The 21,684-nt window shown below is 33.3% G+C and carries 20 protein-coding genes; 17 read left to right on the forward strand and 3 right to left on the reverse strand.

Going from position 1 to position 21,684, the window contains the following annotated elements; translation table 11 throughout:
• Positions 1-3: 3 nt before the first annotated feature.
• Positions 4-1,701 (reverse strand): NFACT family protein, encoded by a 1,698-nt coding sequence (locus tag SBL15_RS11100; protein ID WP_053017060.1) that lies wholly within the window; start codon positions 1,699-1,701, stop codon positions 4-6.
• A 158-nt stretch (positions 1,702-1,859) separates the two neighbouring features.
• Between SBL15_RS11100 and gmk the strand changes: the two genes are divergently transcribed.
• The 4 genes from gmk (at position 1,860) to priA (ending at position 6,465) form a co-directional block, all read left to right on the forward strand.
• Positions 1,860-2,483 (forward strand): guanylate kinase, encoded by a 624-nt coding sequence (gmk, locus tag SBL15_RS11105; protein ID WP_016930696.1) that lies wholly within the window; start codon positions 1,860-1,862, stop codon positions 2,481-2,483.
• On the forward strand, positions 2,483-2,695 hold the full coding sequence (gene rpoZ / locus SBL15_RS11110; protein WP_107611415.1) for a DNA-directed RNA polymerase subunit omega: 213 nt from the start codon (positions 2,483-2,485) through the stop codon (positions 2,693-2,695). Before gmk ends, rpoZ begins: the two co-directional genes overlap by 1 nt.
• Before the next feature lie 162 nt (positions 2,696-2,857).
• Positions 2,858-4,057 (forward strand): bifunctional phosphopantothenoylcysteine decarboxylase/phosphopantothenate--cysteine ligase CoaBC, encoded by a 1,200-nt coding sequence (coaBC, locus tag SBL15_RS11115; protein ID WP_107611416.1) that lies wholly within the window; start codon positions 2,858-2,860, stop codon positions 4,055-4,057.
• On the forward strand, positions 4,057-6,465 hold the full coding sequence (gene priA, locus SBL15_RS11120; protein WP_317955989.1) for a primosomal protein N': 2,409 nt from the start codon (positions 4,057-4,059) through the stop codon (positions 6,463-6,465). Before coaBC ends, priA begins: the two co-directional genes overlap by 1 nt.
• A gap of 62 nt (positions 6,466-6,527) precedes the next feature.
• Here the strand turns inward: priA and SBL15_RS11125 are convergent, their stop codons facing one another.
• Entirely contained in the window at positions 6,528-6,731 is a 204-nt protein-coding gene (locus SBL15_RS11125) for a TM2 domain-containing protein (RefSeq protein ID WP_037537906.1), read from the reverse strand.
• A 177-nt stretch (positions 6,732-6,908) separates the two neighbouring features.
• Between SBL15_RS11125 and SBL15_RS11130 the strand changes: the two genes are divergently transcribed.
• The 9 genes from SBL15_RS11130 (at position 6,909) to SBL15_RS11170 (ending at position 15,858) form a co-directional block, all read left to right on the forward strand.
• Entirely contained in the window at positions 6,909-7,397 is a 489-nt protein-coding gene (locus tag SBL15_RS11130) for a peptide deformylase (protein WP_317955991.1), read from the forward strand.
• Positions 7,390-8,322, forward strand: coding sequence for a methionyl-tRNA formyltransferase (gene fmt, locus SBL15_RS11135; RefSeq protein ID WP_107611450.1), 933 nt, complete (start codon positions 7,390-7,392; stop codon positions 8,320-8,322). Before SBL15_RS11130 ends, fmt begins: the two co-directional genes overlap by 8 nt.
• The gene (gene rsmB, locus SBL15_RS11140; RefSeq protein WP_107611418.1) at positions 8,319-9,626 is read left to right on the forward strand and encodes a 16S rRNA (cytosine(967)-C(5))-methyltransferase RsmB; all 1,308 of its coding nucleotides are present in this window, start codon (positions 8,319-8,321) and stop codon (positions 9,624-9,626) included. The genes fmt and rsmB overlap by 4 nt, the downstream gene beginning before the upstream one ends.
• A gap of 1 nt (position 9,627) precedes the next feature.
• Entirely contained in the window at positions 9,628-10,722 is a 1,095-nt protein-coding gene (gene rlmN / locus SBL15_RS11145) for a 23S rRNA (adenine(2503)-C(2))-methyltransferase RlmN (protein WP_317955993.1), read from the forward strand.
• A gap of 5 nt (positions 10,723-10,727) precedes the next feature.
• Positions 10,728-11,471: a Stp1/IreP family PP2C-type Ser/Thr phosphatase gene (locus tag SBL15_RS11150; RefSeq protein ID WP_011275981.1), complete on the forward strand. Its 744-nt coding sequence runs from the start codon at positions 10,728-10,730 to the stop codon at positions 11,469-11,471.
• Positions 11,468-13,495: a Stk1 family PASTA domain-containing Ser/Thr kinase gene (gene pknB / locus SBL15_RS11155; RefSeq protein ID WP_317955996.1), complete on the forward strand. Its 2,028-nt coding sequence runs from the start codon at positions 11,468-11,470 to the stop codon at positions 13,493-13,495. The genes SBL15_RS11150 and pknB overlap by 4 nt, the downstream gene beginning before the upstream one ends.
• Positions 13,496-13,689: 194 nt before the next feature.
• Positions 13,690-14,565, forward strand: a complete 876-nt coding sequence (rsgA, locus tag SBL15_RS11160) for a ribosome small subunit-dependent GTPase A (protein WP_317955998.1) — start codon at positions 13,690-13,692, stop codon at positions 14,563-14,565.
• A complete protein-coding gene (gene rpe, locus SBL15_RS11165; RefSeq protein WP_107611423.1) occupies positions 14,565-15,209 on the forward strand; it encodes a ribulose-phosphate 3-epimerase in 645 nt (214 codons plus the stop codon). The genes rsgA and rpe overlap by 1 nt, the downstream gene beginning before the upstream one ends.
• 7 nt (positions 15,210-15,216) lie before the next feature.
• Positions 15,217-15,858 (forward strand): thiamine diphosphokinase, encoded by a 642-nt coding sequence (locus SBL15_RS11170; protein WP_107611424.1) that lies wholly within the window; start codon positions 15,217-15,219, stop codon positions 15,856-15,858.
• A 61-nt stretch (positions 15,859-15,919) separates the two neighbouring features.
• Here SBL15_RS11170 and rpmB read toward each other — a convergent pair whose 3' ends face one another.
• Positions 15,920-16,108, reverse strand: a complete 189-nt coding sequence (gene rpmB / locus SBL15_RS11175) for a 50S ribosomal protein L28 (RefSeq protein WP_011275976.1) — start codon at positions 16,106-16,108, stop codon at positions 15,920-15,922.
• Positions 16,109-16,390: 282 nt separating this feature from the next.
• Between rpmB and SBL15_RS11180 the strand changes: the two genes are divergently transcribed.
• The 4 genes from SBL15_RS11180 to recG all read left to right on the forward strand — a co-directional run bounded on the left by SBL15_RS11180 (position 16,391) and on the right by recG (position 21,632).
• On the forward strand, positions 16,391-16,759 hold the full coding sequence (locus SBL15_RS11180; RefSeq protein ID WP_011275975.1) for an Asp23/Gls24 family envelope stress response protein: 369 nt from the start codon (positions 16,391-16,393) through the stop codon (positions 16,757-16,759).
• Positions 16,760-16,779: 20 nt separating this feature from the next.
• Positions 16,780-18,438 carry a fatty acid kinase catalytic subunit FakA gene (fakA, locus tag SBL15_RS11185; protein WP_107611425.1) on the forward strand — a complete coding sequence of 553 codons (1,659 nt, stop codon included), beginning with the start codon at positions 16,780-16,782 and terminating at the stop codon, positions 18,436-18,438.
• 184 nt (positions 18,439-18,622) lie between these two features.
• Entirely contained in the window at positions 18,623-19,426 is an 804-nt protein-coding gene (locus SBL15_RS11190) for a thermonuclease family protein (protein WP_107611426.1), read from the forward strand.
• 154 nt (positions 19,427-19,580) lie between these two features.
• On the forward strand, positions 19,581-21,632 hold the full coding sequence (gene recG, locus SBL15_RS11195) for an ATP-dependent DNA helicase RecG (RefSeq protein WP_317956001.1): 2,052 nt from the start codon (positions 19,581-19,583) through the stop codon (positions 21,630-21,632).
• The last annotated feature ends 52 nt before the right edge of the window (positions 21,633-21,684 follow it).

Genomic DNA, 21,684 nt, shown 5'->3' on the forward strand with positions numbered 1-21,684 from the left:
TTCTTATTTGACTTTCATACTTTGAATTTTGTCATAATCTGGAGTTGCAAATAATGTTTTTTGATTGTCATAAGTTACAAACCCAGGTTTAGCGCCTGATGGTTTATGAACATTTCTTATTTCCGTATAGTCCACGGGAATTTGACCAGAATTACCCGCTTTTGAGAAATAACCAGCTAACATAGCTGCCTCTTTAATCGTTTCTTCACTTGGTGCATCATTCAAAATGACAACGTGTGAACCTGGAATATCTTTTGTATGGAACCATATATGGGTCTTTTGAGCTTTGCGATTAGTTAAATAATCATTTTGTTTATTATTTTTACCTACTAATATAGTATCGCCATCCGTAGAGATATATGTTTGAAGTTGAATTTTATCATGCTTCTTCTTTTTGATGTTTTTACGTTGCTTCATAAATCCCTGTTCTGCTAATTCATCGCGAATATCATCAATTTCATCAACTGTAATATGATCTAATTGTTGTTCAATATTTGCAAAATAGTCTATGTTTTCACGTGTTAAATGAATTTGATGATCTAATTCACGTTCACGTGTTTTCATACGATTATATTGCTTGTAGTAATATTGCGCATTAACTGATGGTGATTTAGTAGGATTCAAAGGTATCGTTATTTCCTCATTGGTGTAGTAATTTAATACAGTTACAGCGTCATCACCTTGATTAATACGATAAATATTAGCGGTAATTAATTCACCGTAAAGTTGTTGCTTATCTTTATCTTTAGCACTTTCATATTCATCAATTAGTTTACTTAATTTATGCTGATATTTTTGAGATTGTTGTTGCACAAATCGAACTAAATCATTTGCGCGTTGTTTAACGCGTTCTCTTTCACCACGTGCATCATAGTAGCGATCTAATAATTCATGTAAGGACGCATATTCAACCATGTCATCATGAAATTGATTTAATTTCATAAAATAAAAATCTTCTTTTCCAGTTTCATGATTTTTATGGAAAATAGGGACGGGTGTTTTCAATGTCTGGTTGATAACTTCGTCATATGCTTTAGGTAGCGTTTCCGTTGTCATAAATTGATAGCGATTAACGATTTCATTAGTAATGAGAGGACTAAAGCCTTCGAAAGTGTTTAATAATTGTTTCGCAATTTTACCACTATTGAAATCTATATATTTTAAAGCTTCTTCGCCTGTTATATTAAAAGGGTTCAATTTGTTTTGAGTAGGTGGCGCTTCATATTTGAATCCTGGCATAACAGTACGATATTGATTGGTATTAGGGGTTAAATGTTTAAACCCTTCAATTATTTTGTAATTGTCATCAACAAGTAACAAGTTACTATGTTTACCCATGATTTCTAAGATAACCGTGCGATAAATGGTATCACCAATTTCATCTTTACTTTCAATATCGATTTCAATACGACGGTCATTGCCAATCTGACGTATAGCTTTAATAATGCCACCTTCTAGATGCTTTCTAAAAACACGAGCAAACATTGGCGGTTCAAATGGATTATCATATTTTTTAGTCGTAATATGCATTCTTGAAAAACTAGGGTGTATGGATAGTAATAGTTGATGATTTTTGCGATTTTGACGTATAACCATAAGGATAGTGTCATTTTCAGGTTGGTTGATTTTATGAATTCGTCCTGATACTAAAAACTGTATTGATTCAACTATTTTTTTAGTGAATAAGCCATCATATGCCATAAATAATTTCCACCTTCAATTTAATCATTCAGTATATTGTAACATGGTAGAATGATAGCGTCATGATTTAAGTTTATGTTGCATACTCTATACAATTTTAACTACAATATGATATTATATTTAAATAATAGAAGAATAGCTTAGAGAGGTCGTAAGGCATGGATAATGAAAAAGGATTACTAATTGTTCTTTCAGGTCCTTCAGGAGTAGGCAAAGGAACTGTTCGCAAAGAGATATTTGATGATCCAACTACATCATATAAGTACTCTATTTCAATGACGACACGAAATATGCGTGAAGGTGAAGTTGATGGTGTAGATTACTTTTTTAAGACGAAAGAAGAATTTGAAGCTTTAATTCAGGAAGATCAATTTATTGAATATGCTGAATACGTTGGAAATTACTATGGTACACCTGTTCAATATGTTAAGGATACGATGGCTGCTGGACATGATGTGTTCTTAGAAATCGAAGTAGAGGGTGCCAAACAAGTAAGAAAGAAATTTCCAGATGCATTATTTATCTTCCTTGCACCACCTAGCTTAGATCATTTGAAAGAGCGTTTAGTTGGACGTGGCACTGAATCAGACGAGAAGATACAATCCAGAGTAAATGAAGCACGTAAAGAAGTAGAGATGATGAATCTTTATGACTATGTTGTGGTAAACGATGAAGTCCATTTAGCGAAAGAACGTATTCAATCAATTGTTGAAGCAGAACACTTAAAACGCGAACGTGTTGAAGCTATATATAGAAAAATGTTATTGGAGGCCAAAAAATAATGTTAAACCCACCATTGAACCAGTTACAATCTAAAATTAATTCTAAATATTTAATTGCTACGACTGCAGCTAAGCGTGCACGTGAATTAGATGAAAGACCTGAAACGGCTTTATTAAGTGGATATCATTCAGCTAAACCTGTTGGTGAAGCGTTAGAAGAAATTGCTAGCGGTAAAATTACACCAGTAGTTGCTGATGAGTTCACAATGTAGAAAATGAATTAAATATAATTTTTTGTATGCACATCTTATTGATTTAAGTATAACCACTTTTCAATAAGATGTGTCTTTTTAATTAAACGTTTAATTTGTGTATAATAAATTTAATATAAATTATGATTAATAATCGAGATAGTAAAAGGGAGAAATACGATTATGAAACACATTTTACTAGCTGTTACAGGTGGTATTGCAGCATATAAAGCAATAGATTTAGCGAGCAAATTAACACAAGCCGGTTACGATGTACGTGTGATGTTATCAGAACATGCTCAAGAATTTGTTACTCCACTCGCTTTCCAAGCTATTAGTAGAAATCCAGTATATACTAATACGTTTAAGGAAGAGAATCCACAAGAAATTCAACATATCGCACTAGGTGATTGGGCAGATGCGATTGTAGTTGCCCCAGCTACTGCCAATGTGATAGCTAAATTAAGTGTGGGAATAGCAGATGATATTCTGACATCAACCTTGATAGCTACTGAGACGCCAAAGTTTATTGCCCCAGCAATGAATGTACATATGTATGAGAACAACCGCACGCAACATAATATTAACGTTTTAATGGAAGATGGATATCACTTTATTGAACCTGGGGATGGTTATTTAGCATGTGGTTATGTTGCTAAAGGACGAATGGAAGAACCTTTGCAGATTGTCAAAGTTCTGAATGATTTTTTCAATTCTCAAAAGATAAAAGAAGAGAGTTCATTTAAAGGTAAACATGCTTTAGTGACAGCTGGACCAACAGTCGAGGTGATTGACCCAGTTCGTTTTGTATCAAATCGTTCTTCTGGAAAAATGGGTTACGCATTAGCTGAGGCATTAAGAAATAGAGGCGCACATGTTACATTAGTAACTGGACCAACACAACTAGCTGATCCGATTGGTGTAGATGTTGTTCATATTGAAAGTGCAGAGGAAATGTTTGAAGCGGTGACGACACGTTTTGATAAGCAAGATATAGTTATTAAAGCAGCAGCTGTTTCAGATTATACACCAATGGAAGTATTAGATCATAAAATGAAAAAGCAAGATGGCGATTTAGCTGTGACGTTTAAACGTACTAAAGATATTCTTAAATATTTAGGTGAACATAAAGGACAACAATACTTAGTTGGGTTCGCTGCTGAAACGCAAAATATAGAAGCATATGCACAAGATAAGTTAAAACGAAAAAATGCAGATGTCATTATTTCAAATAATGTAGGTGACAAGACGATTGGTTTTAAATCAGATGATAATGAATTGACAATGCATTTTAAAAATAAAGAAATGATTAATATTAAGAGAGGCAAAAAAGTTCAATTAGCTGAACAAATTTTAGATGAATTAGAAACTAGGTGGCAATAATGATTGCAAAGGTAATAGTAGATATTCCTTCTAAGAGCGTTGACTTCAAATTTGATTATCTTATACCTAAAAATTTAGAAGCGTTTATTCAAGTTGGCGTCAGAGTTGTAGTTCCATTTGGTCCTCGTACAATTCAAGGATACGTGATGAATATTGAAACCGAACCAAGTGATGATATTAATCTTGAAAAACTTAAAGAAATCAAAGAAGTCCAAGATATAAAACCTGAATTAACTTCTGAATTAATTCAATTAAGTGAATGGATTAGCCATTATCATGTATCAAAAAGTATCTCTGTATTAGAGGTCATGTTACCGAGTGCTATCAAAGCTAAATATACTAAAGTCTTTGAAGTTGTGAAACATAATGATATGGATGAGCAGTTGCTGAAATTTTTTGATTCCGACGGTCAATATAAGTATAAAGATGCTCAAAAAAATGACCATCTTCCTATTTTAAATAAACTCTTAAAGGCTGGGACTGTAAAAGAAGTAACCCTATTATCTCAAAACATTAAAAAGAAAACACAGAAAGCTGTACGTATTATAGATGGATATCATCCAGATGAAGTCCTTGCTAAACTTGAGAAAAAAATCAAACAATATGATGTATATGCTTACCTTCTCGATGAGCGCCATAAAACTGTCTTTTTAAAAGATATGGAAGAAATGGGTTTTTCTAAATCAAGTATTGATGGATTAGTTAAAAAAGGTTTCATCGAAAAATATAATGCTGAAGTAGAGCGTGATCCTTTTGCTAATCGAGTGTTTGAACAAGAAGAGAAACGAGAACTGACTTCAGAACAACGTATTGCTTATGAAAATATTAAAGAGAAAATTAATAATAGTGAACAACGAACATTCTTACTACATGGCGTGACAGGTTCAGGTAAAACTGAAGTCTACTTGCAAACAATTGAAGAAGTACTTAATAAAGGTAAAGAAGCAATGATGTTAGTCCCTGAAATTGCATTAACACCTCAAATGGTTTTACGATTTAAGCGTCGTTTTGGTGATGATGTAGCAGTATTACATTCTGGCTTATCTAATGGTGAACGGTATGATGAATGGCAAAAGATTAGAGATGGTAGAGCCCGTGTAAGTGTTGGAGCTCGTTCAAGTATTTTTGCCCCTTTTAAAAATTTAGGAATTATCATTATAGATGAAGAGCATGAATCAACGTATAAACAAGAGGATTATCCCCGTTATCACGCGAGAGATATTGCTGAATGGAGAAGTCAATTTCATCAATGTCCTCTAGTCTTAGGAAGTGCAACACCAAGTTTAGAATCATATGCGCGTGCTGAAAAAGGTGTGTATCAGCTACTAACGTTACCTACAAGGGTTAATCAACAGGCTTTACCATCAATAGATATTGTTGACATGCGAGAAGAATTAAGCGCTGGCAATCGTTCGATGTTTTCTAATGAATTACGAGAGGCTATTGAAGAACGATTACGTAAAAATGAGCAAATCGTATTATTTCTTAATCGTCGAGGATATGCATCATTTATGTTGTGTCGAGATTGTGGTTATGTACCACAATGTCCACACTGTGATATTTCATTAACCTATCATAAGTCTACGGACCAATTAAAATGTCATTATTGTGGTTATCATGAGGTGCCTCCGAATAAGTGTCCTAATTGTGAGAGTTCGCATATACGCCAAGTAGGGACTGGTACACAACGCGTAGAAGAAATCTTGCAACAAGAATTTGAAGAAGCACGTATTATACGAATGGATGTTGACACAACTTCTAGAAAAGGTGCTCACGAGAAATTACTTAATGAATTTGAAGAAGGTAAGGGCGATATTTTATTAGGTACACAAATGATTGCTAAAGGGTTGGACTATCCCAATATTACACTAGTAGGTGTTTTGAACGCAGATACAATGTTAAATCTACCTGATTTCCGTGCTAGTGAACGGACGTATCAACTATTAACGCAGGTAGCTGGAAGAGCGGGACGTCATGATAAACCAGGTAGAGTTATTATTCAAACATATAATCCAGAACACTATGCTATTGAAGATGTTCAAAAGAATGATTATCTAACCTTTTATCAAAAAGAAATGGAATACAGAAAGATAGGTAAATACCCACCATACTATTTCTTAATTAATTTTACGATATCTCATAAAATTATGAAAAGAGTGATGGAGGCCTCCAAACATATTCATCAAATTTTATTGCAACATCTAACGGATCGTGCGTTAGTTTTAGGGCCATCTCCAGCAGCCATCGCACGAATTAACAATGAACATCGTTTTCAAATTTTAGTTAAATATAAGAGCGAACCAGAATTACTGAAAGCACTTCAATTTTTAGATGATTATTATCATGAAGCTTATTTAAAAGATAAGCTAGCATTAAAAATAGACATTAATCCGCAAATATTAATGTAAAAAATAAGAGTTACGCAATTATTAAGGATGGGTTCCTAAATTGCGTAACTCTTTTACTTTAATTACATTACAACATTTCCGTTTTCATCTGCTGGTCTTAATAATGTTAGGACGCCACTTATAATTGCAATAATGTGAGGAATTCCTGTCCAGAAAAAGGCCAAGTGTAAAAGTCCTGACATTGTTTTACCTGCATAAAATTTATGAACGCCGAAACCACCTAAAAAGAATGCGAGCACAATGTATATAATTTTATTTACTTCCATATTTACACCTCCACTGTTAAATATTGTATTTATTGGTATCTTTAATATATATTTTAAAGGTATAGAAAATAAAAGCAATTAAAACAGATTGAAGTGCCTAAATTTAAGACTAAGGTCGCATTTCAAAGTGAATTAAGTTATAATTATATGATGAATTTTTCAAGAGGAGCATATTTAATGGCGATACAAAAATTAGTCCAGTCAACGCATCCTGTATTAACTAAAAAAGCACAACCTATTAAAGCGTATGATGCTACATTAAAAGATTTATTATTAGATTTGGAAGACACATTATATGCAGAAGAGGCCTCAGCTTTATGTGCGCCTCAAATCGGCATAAGTAAACAAGTAGCTATCATTGATATGGAAGTTGAAGGATTATTGCAACTAATCAATCCTAAAATTAAATCAGAATCTAATGATAAAATAATCGATCTTGAAGGCTCTGTAAATTTACCAGGTATATATGGAGAAGTCGAACGTAGTAAAATGATCACAATTGAATCGAATGATTTAGAAGGTAATACGATTGAACTAACTGCATATGACGATGTAGCTAGAATGATACTGCATATAATCGATCAAATGAATGGTATACCATTTACAAAACGTGCACAGCATTTATTAACTGATGAAGAAGTGGAGGCGTATTTTGAAAATGACTAAAGTGATATTTATGGGGACACCTGATTTTTCAACTAAAGTATTGGAAATGTTAATCGAAGAGCAAGACGTTATAGCAGTCGTGACTCAACCCGACAGACCAGTTGGACGTAAACGGGTATTAACGCCACCACCTGTTAAACGAGTGGCTGAAGAACACAATTTACCTGTGTTTCAACCAGAAAAATTAAATCAATCTGATGAATTGGAGCAACTATTACAGTTAGAGCCCGATTTAATCGTTACTGCAGCGTTCGGACAGTTATTGCCTGAACAGTTATTACAATTACCTAAGTTAGGTGCAATTAATGTTCATGCATCATTATTACCAAAGTATCGCGGTGGCGCACCAATACATCAAGCGATAATAGATGGTGAAGCTCAAACAGGAATCACGATCATGTATATGGTTAAAAAGCTAGATGCAGGAAATATTATTTCACAAAAAGCTATTAATATTGAAGATAATGACGATGTAGGTACGATGCATGATAAGCTTAGTGTACTCGGTGCTAAACTACTAAAAGAAACGCTACCTTCAATCGTAAATCGCACGAATGATAGTATTGCACAAGATGATGCACAAGCAACATTCGCTTCAAATATTAGCAGAGAAGATGAAAGAATTGATTGGACTATGAATGCAAAAGATATTCATAATCATATTCGTGGCTTATCTCCATGGCCAGTTGGCTATACAACTATGGATGATACAAATTTAAAATTATATGCAGCACATATCGTCAGTAATAAAAAAGGTCAACCTGGTGAGATCATAGAGACGACTAAAAAGTCAATTGTTGTTGCTACAGGATCAGATGATGCAATTGCTTTAACAGATATTCAATTAGCTGGCAAGAAACGTATGCTGGCATCAAATTATTTAAGCGGTGTACAAGAATCGCTAGTTGGGAAAATATTAAAATGACACAATCAGTGAGAGAATTAGCGTTTCAAACAATTCAAGAAATATTGAATGACTATGCATACAGTAATCTGAGAATTAATGAAGTTTTATCTGCTGGTAATGTTTCTAATATCGATAAACCTTTATATACTGAACTCGTATATGGGACAGTAAAGAGAAAAATGACATTGGATTTCTATCTTAGACCTTTTGTGAAGACAAAAATAAAAAGTTGGGTCAGACAACTGTTATGGATGAGTTTATATCAATATATTTATCTAGATAAAGTACCGAATCATGCCATTATCAACGAAGCAGTAAATATTGCAAAGCATCGTGGGGGCCCTCATAACGGTAATGTTGTAAACGCAATATTGAGAACAATCTTTAGAAGTGAATTGCCAAGTTTAGAATCTATTAAGAATGATAAGCAGCGTATGGCCATTGAATATAGTATTCCAAAGTGGATTATTGAACATTGGATTACGCACTATGGTGTTGAAACGACACGAAAGATGGCATCATCATTTTTTGATCAAACTGCGGGTACAGTTCGTGTTAATACAAGTAAAAATAAAGTTGAAGACGTTGTGTCAAGTTTGCAAGGTGAAGGATATGAAGTTAAAGTCGATGAATTGATTCCATATTGTTTACATCTAAAAGGGCGTCCAATTATTGAATCTTCAAATTTTAAGAATGGAAATATTTCTATTCAAGATAAAAGCTCAATGTTTGTAGGATATTTGATGGGTGTTGAAGAAAATGACGTTATTTTAGATGCTTGTAGTGCACCTGGAGGTAAAGCGTGTCACATAGCTGAGTTATTGGCGCCAAGTGGTCACGTGGATGCTACAGATATCCATAAGCATAAAATTGGTTTAATAAAAGAAAATATTGTAAAGTTACAACTTAATAACATTAAAGCTTTTGATCATGATGCAACAAAACCATACAAAGATGTATATGACAAAATTCTTGTCGATGCACCGTGTAGTGGTTTAGGTGTGCTTAGACACAAGCCAGAAATTAAATATGTTCAAACTCAACAAGATATTCAAGACCTAGTTGAATTACAGTTAGAGATATTAGACAATGTAAAAGATAACTTGAAACCTGATGGTACACTAGTTTATTCAACATGCACTATTGAACAACTTGAAAATGAAAATGTTATTTATACATTTTTAAAAAATAATAAAGACTTTGAATTTGAACTTATGACTCACCCAGTTACCGGTGAACAAGTGAAGACAATACAAATTCTACCCCAAGACTTTAATTCGGATGGCTTTTTCATCACTAAAATAAAAAGAAAGGAAAGTTAAGATGATAACTACTGAAAAAAAGAAGAAAAATAAATTCTTGCCTGATTTTGAAAAACAGTCGATTTATTCATTAAGATATGATGAACTGCAAGAATGGTTAGTAGAACACGGCCAACAAAAATTTAGAGCCAAACAAATATTTGAATGGCTATATCAAAAGCGCATAGATAGCATTGATGACATGACAAATTTATCCAAAGATTTGCGTCAAGTTTTAAAAGATAATTTTGCAATGACAACATTAACTACTGTTGTTAAACAAGAAAGTAAAGATGGAACAATTAAATTCCTATTTGAACTACAAGATGGCTATACTATTGAAACCGTATTAATGCGTCATGACTATGGAAATTCAGTTTGTGTGACAACTCAAGTTGGTTGTCGTATCGATTGTACATTCTGTGCCTCAACATTAGGAGGCTTAAAACGTAATTTAGAAGCAGGAGAAATTGTTTCACAAGTCTTAACAGTTCAAAAAGCATTAGATGCAACTGATGAACGTGTATCCCAAATTGTTATAATGGGTATTGGTGAACCTTTTGAGAATTATGATGAAATGATGGATTTCTTACGTATCGTTAATGATGACAACAGTTTAAACATCGGTGCACGCCATATTACAGTTTCAACATCAGGTATAATTCCACGTATTTATGATTTTGCCGAAGAAGACATTCAAATTAACTTTGCCGTAAGTTTGCATGCAGCTAAAGATGAAATTCGATCTAAATTAATGCCAATTAACAGAGCATATCATGTAGATAAATTAATGGAAGCAATCAAATATTATCAAGAAAAAACAAATCGCCGTGTGACATTTGAATATGGATTGTTCGGTGGCGTAAATGATCAACTAGAGCACGCACGTGATTTAGCACATCTTATTAAAGATTTAAATTGTCATGTTAACTTAATCCCAGTTAATCATGTTCCAGAACGAAATTACGTCAAAACACCTAAAGACGATATTTTTAAATTTGAAAAAGAACTAAAACGATTAGGTATTAATGCTACAATTAGAAGAGAACAAGGATCAGATATTGACGCAGCATGTGGACAATTAAGAGCGAAGGAACGACAAGTAGAAACGAGGTAATCACAATGCTAAACGCACAATTTTTCACAGATACTGGACAACATAGAAATAAAAATGAAGATGCAGGAGGTATTTTTTATAACCAAACCCAACAACAGTTATTAGTATTATGCGATGGTATGGGTGGTCATAAAGCGGGGGAAATTGCAAGTCAGTTTGTTACTTATGAACTTCAAAAACGTTTTGAAGATGAGAATTTTATTGAGTATGAACAAGCCGAAACTTGGTTGCGTTTTAATTTAAAAGAGATTAATCGTGAACTATTTGAATATGCTCAAACTAATGAAGAATACAAAGGTATGGGTACAACATGCGTTTGTGCCCTGGTATTCGATAAACAATTGGTAGTGGCCAATATAGGGGATTCTAGAGCCTATCTAATTAACTCTAGAGAAATTGAACAAATTACTTACGATCATTCGTTTGTAAATCACTTAGTGATGACAGGTCAAATAACTGAAGAAGAAGCTTTTACACACCCGCAACGTAATATTATTACTAAAGTAATGGGGACAGATAAACGCGTGAGTCCAGATATATTTACAAAACGTTTTAATCATTATGACTTTATAATGTTAAATTCTGATGGTTTAACGGACTATGTTAGAGGTGAAAGTATTCATGAGTCTTTTAATGAATCATTATCATTAGAAGAACATGGGGAGCAACTAATTCAATTAGCATTAAATCATGATTCAAAAGATAACATCAGTGTCTTAATAGCAGCTATTGAAGGTGATCGTCTATGATTGGAAAGATAGTTAGTGAACGTTACAAAATAGTAGATAAGCTTGGTGGCGGGGGTATGAGTACCGTTTACTTAGCAGAAGATACCATTTTAAATCGTGAAGTAGCGATTAAAGCAATCTCTATTCCTCAGAATGAAAAAGAAGAAACGATGAAGCGTTTCGAACGAGAAGTTAACAATGCGACACAACTTTCACATGAAAACATTGTTGAAGTATATGATGTTCAAGAAGATGAAGAGTGCTTCTTTCTAATTATGGAATATATAGATGGACCTACTTTATCAGAATACATACATAGCCATGGACCTTTAAGTGTAGATATAGCTATTGATTTCACGAATCAGATTTTAAAAGGTGTGGCACAAGCGCATGAAAAACTTATCATACATAGAGATATAAAACCTCAGAACATTTTAATTGATAAGAACAAAACACTAAAAATCTTTGACTTTGGAATTGCAAAGGCGTTAAGTGAAACATCTATGACACAGACGAATCATGTATTAGGTACAGTTCAGTATCTCTCACCAGAACAAGCTAAAGGTGAAACTACGAATGAAGCAACTGATATCTATTCCATCGGTATCGTTCTATACGAAATGTTAGTTGGTGAACCGCCATTTAATGGTGAGACAGCCGTTAGTATCGCAATAAAACATATTCAAGATTCAATTCCAAATGTAACGGAGTTAAGATCTGAAATACCTCAATCACTAAGTAATGTCGTACTTAAAGCAACGGAGAAAAAAGCCTCTGATCGCTATCAAAGTGTTAAAGATATGAAAGAAGATTTAAGTAGCGTGCTTGTGTCTAGTCGTGCTAATGAAAAGAAGCATTCTATTGAAGAAGATGAGACAAATACAGTATCGATTGATAGACAAGATATTAAAAGTAAAATAAAAGAAGAAAATGAACAAAAACAAATTGCACAAACGATGCAAATACCGATTGTTAATGAGCATCATTTTCAAACTAGTGAAGCACAAATTTATGAACCACCTAAGAAAAAACGTTCAAAAAAGAAGAAATTCGCTATTGCGCTTATTTTACTATTATTAGTCGCAAGTTTATTTGGTTTTATAGCGATGGGCATGTTTGGTAGTAAATATGCGGAAATGCCTGATCTTAAAGGTAAAACTGAAAAAGAAGCGGAAAAAATACTGAGACAATCTCATTTAGAAATTGGTAATATCTCTAGAGATTACAGTGATGATTATCCGGAAAATAAAATAATAAAGACTAAACCAAAACAAGGTGAAAGAGTTAATCAGCATGAAAAGGTAGATATTGTGCTTTCAAAAGGGCCTGAACGTGCTAAAATGCCTAATGTTATAGGCATGAAAAAAGCAGATGCATTAGATAAATTGAAACAATCTAAACTTGATCATGTGACAGTCAATCAAGAATATAATAATCAAGTACCTAAAGGTGCTATAGCTAAGCAAAGTGTTAATCCTGATAGTTATGTTCGTATAAACGATCATCAAATTACTTTAACCGAATCATTAGGTGTTAAAAAGGTATATGTTAAAAATTATGAAAATAAAAATTATCAAATTGCAAAGAAAGAACTTGAAAAAAGTGGTCTGAAAGTACAAATGACGACAGAATCAAGTAATAATGTTAAAAAGGATAATATTATTTCACAAAGCCCTAAAAATACAGAGGTTGAAGAGGGAAGTACAGTACAATTCATTGTTTCAAAAGGAAAAGCATCTTCAAAAGATGAAGACAAAGATTCAGAGAAATCTAAATCTTCTAGTGAAGACAAGTCTGATGATAAACAAAAAGTTAAGAATTATACAGAAACATATCACATCCCATATACGGGAGATGACGAAAGTCAAAAAGTTCAAGTTTACATTAGAGATAAGGACAATAGTGGCACATCTGCTAGCCAAACGTTTAGTATAAAAGATGACAAAACGATAACGATTCCGCGTAAAATTGAGCAAGGCTCAGATGCGGGCTATACGATTAGAGTTGATGGCGATGTAATTGCAGATAAAGATATAGAATATTAAATTTAACCCTTTTAGTGAATGGAATAACGCACATTCCCTAAAAGGGTTTCTTAGTAAATAAATCGTAAAATTATTATGTAAACTAAAAATAAATATATAATGATAAATCATTTCTTCAATTCACTTCTGGATATAATAATCTTCAAGCATTTGCTATAATAATTTAATATAAATAATGATTAAGAGGTGTCATTTTGGAAACTGGACGAATTATCAAACTAATTAGTGGTGTCTATCAAGTAGATGTTGATGGAACTTTATATGATACTAAACCACGCGGTCTTTTTAGAAAGAAGAAATTTTCACCAATTGTGGGGGATATCGTTGATTTTGAAATTCAAAACACAAGTGAAGGCTATATTCATCAGGTTCACGAGCGTCATAATGAATTGAAACGACCACCAGTTAGTAATATTGATGGCTTAATCATCGTGATGAGCGCTGTTGAACCAGATTTCTCAACGCAATTGTTAGATCGCTTCTTAGTTATTGCGCATTCGTATGATTTAGAGCCGAGTATTCTAGTGACTAAAAAGGATTTAGCCTCTGAAAATGAAATTGAACAAATTAATGCGTGGTTAAAAGTTTATGAAGCAATTGGTTACAATACGCAATTTGTAGGCAAGCATACGAGTCAACAAGAAGTTGTGGCTACATGGCCTAAAGGGCTCATTGTATTAAGTGGTCAATCAGGTGTAGGTAAATCGACGTTTATCAATGCGTTTAAACCAGAACTAAATTTAGAAACTAATCATATCTCTAAATCGCTTAATCGTGGTAAACATACAACTAGACATGTAGAGTTGTTTGAAAGAGAATCTGGTTTTATCGCAGATACACCTGGATTTAGTGCGCTAGATTTCGATCATATTGATAAAGATGAATTGAAGCATTATTTTATAGAAATGAATCGCTTTAGTGAGGAATGTAAATTTCGAAATTGCAACCACATTAAGGAACCAAAGTGTCATGTCAAACAGCAATTAGAAAATGGTGAATTAGCACAATTTCGCTATGATCACTATATTCAATTATATAATGAAATTTCAAATAGAAAGGTCAGATATTAATGAAGAAAATCTACCCATCACTTTTATCAGCCGATTTTTTAAATTTAGAGAATGAAATTAAAGCTTTAGAAGAAGCACAAATTGATGGTCTGCACTTTGATGTAATGGATGGTCAATTTGTACCTAATATTTCTATTGGTATTCCTATTCTTGATTCAGTTAGAGCAACTACTCAATTACCGATTGATGTTCACTTAATGATTGAACAACCTGAACAATATATTAATACCTTTGCTGAACACGGTGCTGACATGATATCAGTACATGTTGAGGCTACACAGCATATTCATAGAGCATTACAAATGATAAAAAATGCCGGAAAGAAGGCTGGCGTTGTAATTAATCCTGGTACACCAGTTGAGTCAATATTACCAGTACTTGAAATTGTTGATTATGTACTTGTTATGACTGTAAATCCAGGATTTGGTGGTCAATCATTTATAGAAGCATGTGCAGCAAAAGTGAAAATCTTAAGAGATTTAAGACAATCATTAAATTTAAATTTTAATATCGAAGTTGATGGTGGTATCAACAATGAAACTATTAAAATATGTGCTGATAATGGGGCAGATATGTTTGTTACCGGTTCTTATTTCTTTAAACAGGAAGATTATGGTAAGGTAACACAATTATTGAAAGGCTGATATTGATATGCGAATCAATTTATTATGTAGTGACCGTCATTTGCCATCAGATGTATTAACCGCGTTGAAGCAGGACTCTTGGGGCGGGATTGACAGAGGTGCACTTATTCTTATAAATCATTCTATTATTCCAGTTTTCTCAGTTGGAGATTTTGATTCTGTTTCAGAAGAAGAACGTCATCAATTGAAACACGAATTAAATATCAAACCAGTTAAGGCTGAAAAAGATGATACTGATTTGGCATTAGGTGTAGAGGAAGCTGTTAATAGAGGATTTACAGAAATACACATTTATGGCGCAACAGGTGGTAGATTAGATCATTTTATGGGTGTTTTGCAAATACTACAAAAGCCAAAATATGTAGAACAAAACATCTTAATTATTGTTGAAGATCTACAAAATGAAATTAAGTTATTGAAGCAAGGTAGTCATGAAATTCGTAAATTACAAAATTATCCATACGTTTCATATATTCCAGTTAGTGATATGGTTGCTTTGTCATTAGTTGGATTTAAATACAATTTGAATCAGCAACCTCTTGAAAAAGGATCTACACTTACATTATCGAATGAGGTTAAAGAGAATATTGCACAAATCGAAGTACATGAGGGACAAGTCTTACAAATTAGAAGTAGAGATGCAAATTAAAATTAAGCATAAAAAAATGCCTTCACCACATATGAAGGCATTTTTTAGTGCATTATATTTATTAAACTCTAGTAACTTTACCAGATTTTAAAGCACGAGCAGAAACCCAAACTTTTTTAGGTTTTCCGTCAACTAAAATTCTAACTTTTTGAAGGTTAGCATTAAATCTGCGTTTATTCGCATTTAAAGCGTGTGAACGATTATTACCAGTCGATGCTTTACGACCTGTCACGTAACATTGTTTACCCATCAAAGTACCTCCTTTAATAAATATAAATACACTTGACTACTTATATACTTAAATAAGATACCATATATGAAATTTTAAAGCAATGAAATTAAAGTCGTTTTCTTTAAAAATGTTTTGAAATTTATAATTTATGGTATAATTGTAAGCTGAGGAGTTATGTAATATATTTAATTAAGTTATTAAGACTTATTTATGGAAGAATCGGTTATTTTCAATTATGAATTTAATTGTAAATTTTTATAGTTTCGTCATTTTTAAACAAATTTCAGGAGGAATATAAAGATGACAATAGAAATCTCAAATGATTATGGTAAAATCGATATCTCAAATGAAGTCATTGCTTCAGTAGTAGGCAGCAAAGCTGTTGAAAGCTATGGTATTGTAGGTATGGCATCAAGACAACAAGTTAGAGATGGCATTGCCGAAATTTTAGGACATGAAAATTATGCTAGAGGCATTGAAGTAAAAGAAAACAATGGTGTCATTGATATAGATATGTATATTATTGTAAGCTATGGTGTAAAAATTTCAGAAGTAGCAAACAACGTACAATCATCAGTAAAATATACACTTGAAAACTCACTAAATGTTAAAGTGAATTCAATTAATATATTTGTACAAGGTGTAAGACTTAATAATAAGGGCAAGTAGGTATAGGAGGACTTAGCAGGATGATTAGCAAAATTAATGGTAAATTATTTGCCGATATGATAATACAAGGGGCACAAAATTTATCTAATAATGCAGATTTAGTGGATTCATTAAATGTATACCCTGTGCCAGATGGCGACACAGGAACTAATATGAATCTTACGATTACTTCTGGACGTGAAGAAGTTGAAAATAATTTATCTCAAAGCATTGGTGAATTAGGGAAGACATTCTCTAAAGGATTACTTATGGGTGCACGTGGCAACTCAGGTGTTATTCTATCTCAATTATTTAGAGGTTTCTGTAAAAATATCGAAACTGAAAATGAAATAAATGCGCAACAACTTGCAAGTAGTTTTCAAGCGGGAGTTGATACAGCTTATAAAGCAGTGATGAAACCGGTTGAAGGTACGATCTTAACTGTTGCTAAAGATGCTGCAAAAGCTGCGGTTAATAAAGCCGAAGAAACAGATGATTGCGTTGAAGTTATGGAATATACAATTGCGGAAGCTGAAAAATCATTAAATAATACGCCAAATCTACTTGCCGTATTAAAAGAAGTTGGTGTAGTAGATAGTGGCGGTAAAGGATTACTATGTGTGTATGAAGGCTTCTTAAAAGGATTGACAGGTCAAACTATTGAAGCTAAAAAAGAAAAGTTAAACACAGAAGAATTAGTACATGAAGAACATGATTTCCACGGTGTGATAAATACAGAAGATATCAAATACGGCTATTGTACTGAAATGATGGTTCGCTTTGGAAAAGATAAAAGAGCATTTGATGAACAAACATTTAGAACAGATATGAGTCAATTCGGTGATTCTTTACTTGTGATTAATGATGATGAAATTGTTAAAGTGCACGTACATACTGAAACGCCTGGTGAAGTGTTCAACTATGGTCAAGAGTATGGTGAACTTATTAAATTAAAAGTTGAAAATATGCGTGAACAGCATCGTGAAGTGATTAGAAAAGAGAAACTAAATCATCATTCTGAAGAGCAAGAAGAATCAAAAACAGTTGAGACTGCGATTATCGCGATTTCAATGGGTGATGGTATTTCTGAATTGTTTACATCTATGGGTGCGACACATATCATAAGTGGTGGGCAAACAATGAATCCTTCAACAGAAGATATTGTGAAAGTAATTGAGCAATCGCAATGCAAACGCGCTATTATTCTACCAAATAATAAAAATATTAGAATGTCGAGTGATCAAGCTGCAACTTTAGTTGAAGCGGATACAGTTGTTATCCCTACAACATCAATACCACAAGGTATTGCGGCATTGTTCCAATACGATCCTTCATCATCGCTTGAAGATAATCACTCTCATATGACAACAGCATTAGAATCAGTGAAATCTGGTTCAGTAACATTTGCTGTTCGTGACACTAAAATTGATGGTGTAGAAATTAAAAAAGGCGAATTCATGGGATTGTCAGAAAGCAAAATTGTTACAAGCAATGATGATGAATTTGCTACAGTCACTGGTTTGCTTAAAGCTATGCTTAATGAAGATAGTGAAATTTTAACTATCATTGCTGGTGAGGATGCAAATGATGAAATCTCTGGCAAATTAGTAGAATGGGTTGAAAGTGAATACCCGGATGTTGAAGTAGAAGAACATAATGGTGGACAACCGATTTATCAATATTTATTCTCAGTTGAATAACTAATTTCTAAAATAGCTATGAAGTAATCTATGACTATAGAATGCTTCATAGCTATTTTTTATATAGAGCTAAACTTTCATTTTCTTATAAATGATTTAAATGATAAAAATATTAAAATTTTAATAGTATTTTTTATGATATTTAGTATAAAATAAAGGTATATTAATTATTAGGAGAATACTTATGGGGAACATATATTTAGTATTTATTTGTCTTTTTATTATTATAAGTCTTATGTTACTTCTTTTTAAAAAGAAGGTTGCTATTGCAAGTTTTTCGATTTTAATAGCATTTACCTCAATATTAGTAGTAATGCCACAGCACATCGTTAATGCGCAAAGTAATGTATTAACAAAAGAGAAAGTTAAATTTGTGAAGGGCATCGACGGAGATACTGTTCAACTTCTTTACAAAGGAAAGAAATCAACTTTTAGATTGTTGCTTATCGATACACCTGAAACTAAAGATCCACGTAAACCTGTTCAAAAATATGGTCCAGAAGCTAGTCGTTTCACGACAAATATGTTAGCGAATGCTCGCACTATTCAAGTGCAGTTTGATAGAGGGCAACGCACAGATAAATATGGTCGTTATTTAGCGTATGTTTATGCTGATGGTAGAATGGTTAACGAAGCCGTTGTAAGACAAGGTTTAGCACGCGTAACATACATTTATCCACCTAATAATACGTTCGAACAGATGTTGAAGGTGAGTCAATCGAAAGCTCAAGCTGAAAAGCTAAATATTTGGAGTACGACAACATCGAACTCTAAAACCAAGACAGGTCAGACATCTACCGCCAAGTCTACTGTGAAGCCAACAACACCAAAGACCTCGCCTTCAAAAACAACAAAAAAGCAATCTAAAGAAAATTATAAAAATTGTACTTTGATGAGAAAGAAATATCCCAATGGAGTTAAAAAAGGACATCCTGCTTATCAATCTAAGTTAGACCGTGATAAAGATGGATGGGCATGTGAAAGATAAGCATTAATCATATAGTGAATTAGGGTGCGGAACAATGAATTCGTAATGAATATTGTTTCGTACCTTTTTTATAGTGCAAAAGGCGTAACAATCAATTAATCAGCCTAATCATGATAAAATAAAAATTAATATTACAAATACTAGGTGAGAAGTTATGACTAAAGTCAATTTAATAGAAAGTCCGTATCCGCTTCAAAGTATCAAAGGACTAGGACCAAAAAGAATTGCTTTATTGCAAGAACTGAATATTAATACGGTTGAAGACTTAGTACTCTATCTACCGACTCGATACGAAGATAATACAGTTGTAGATTTAAATATGGCTGAAGATCAATCTACAGTTACAATTGTCGGAGAAGTTTATTCGATGCCAACTGTCGCATTTTTCGGCAGAAATAAATCAAAGTTAACAGTGCACTTGATGGTAGATAACATCGCGGTCAAGTGTATCTTCTTTAATCAACCATACTTGAAAAAGAAAATTGAACTTCATGGGACGGTAACTGTTAAAGGAAAATGGAATCGTGCAAAACAAGAAATAAATGGAAACAGGATGTTTTTTAATGAAAAATCACAAGATACAAGTGAAATTAAGTTAGAACCTGTTTATCGCATTAAAGAGGGCATTAAACAAAAACAAATGCGGGATATGATTTATCAAACTTTAGATGATGTTACAATTCATGAATGGCTTACAGAAGAACTTAAACAAAAATATAAATTAGAATCCTTAGAGGATACACTACATGCCTTACATCGACCCAAGGATCGACAGGACTTATTACGTGCTAGAAGAACATATGCCTTTACTGAGTTATTTATGTTTGAATTAAGAATGCAGTGGTTAAATCGTTTAGAAAAGTCATCTGACGAAGCTATTGAGATAAATTACGATATTCAAATAGTGAAAGATTTTATAGAAACTTTACCTTTTGAATTAACTGATGCACAAAAAAAGAGTGTAAATGAAATCTTTAGAGATCTAAAAGCACCGATACGTATGCACCGATTACTACAAGGTGATGTAGGGTCAGGTAAAACAGTTGTTGCAGCAATATGTATGTATGCGTTGAAAACAGCGGGCTATCAATCAGCATTAATGGTCCCAACGGAAATTTTAGCTGAACAACATGCAAACAGTTTAACTGAACTGTTCGGTGAGTACATGAATGTAGCATTGCTGACAGGTTCTGTTAAAGGTAAAAAAAGAAAAGTTCTATTAGAGCAATTAGAAAATGGTACTATTGATTGTTTAATAGGTACACATGCGCTTATTCAAGATGATGTAACATTTCAAAATGTAGGACTTGTCATAACAGATGAACAACATCGCTTCGGAGTCAATCAACGTCAACTCTTAAGAGAAAAGGGTGCAATGACGAATGTACTCTTTATGACAGCAACACCGATTCCTAGAACACTTGCTATATCTGTATTTGGTGAAATGGATGTGTCATCAATTAAGCAACTACCTAAAGGGCGCAAGCCAATTATTACAAATTGGGCAAAGCATGAACAATATGAGCAAGTGCTATCGCAAATGACGTCTGAACTTAAGAAAGGACGTCAAGCCTATGTAATATGTCCATTGATAGAGAGTTCAGAGCATCTTGAAGATGTGCAAAATGTAGTCGAGTTGTATGAATCACTTAAACTGCATTATGGCGAGGAAAAAGTAGGATTATTACATGGTAAAATGCCAGCTGAAGAAAAAGATGAGGTTATGACGCGATTCAGTCAACATGATATAGATATACTAGTTTCAACAACTGTAGTTGAAGTTGGCGTCAATGTACCAAACGCGACATTTATGATGATATATGATGCAGACCGCTTTGGTTTATCAACGTTGCATCAATTAAGAGGCCGTGTAGGACGTAGTGAACACCAAAGTTACTGTGTCCTTATCGCGTCTCCCAAGACAGAAACTGGCATAGAACGCATGACTATTATGACGCAAACAACGGACGGTTTTGAATTGAGTGAACGTGATTTAGAAATGCGTGGTCCTGGTGACTTCTTTGGAGTTAAACAAAGTGGTTTGCCTGACTTTATGGTAGCGAACATTGTTGAAGATTATCGAATGCTTGAAGTAGCTCGAGACGAAGCGGCAGAGTTGATACAATCAGGTGAATTTTTTACAGAAACATATCAGCACTTACGAGAATTCATTGATCAGAACTTGCTACATATGAGTTTTGATTGATGCTCGAAAGTCACTATTGTCAAAAAGTAAAATATACCACTATGATATTTGT

Source organism: Staphylococcus sp. NWU MKU2 (assembly GCF_033283605.1).
In the GTDB taxonomy this organism is placed as follows: domain Bacteria; phylum Bacillota; class Bacilli; order Staphylococcales; family Staphylococcaceae; genus Staphylococcus; species Staphylococcus haemolyticus.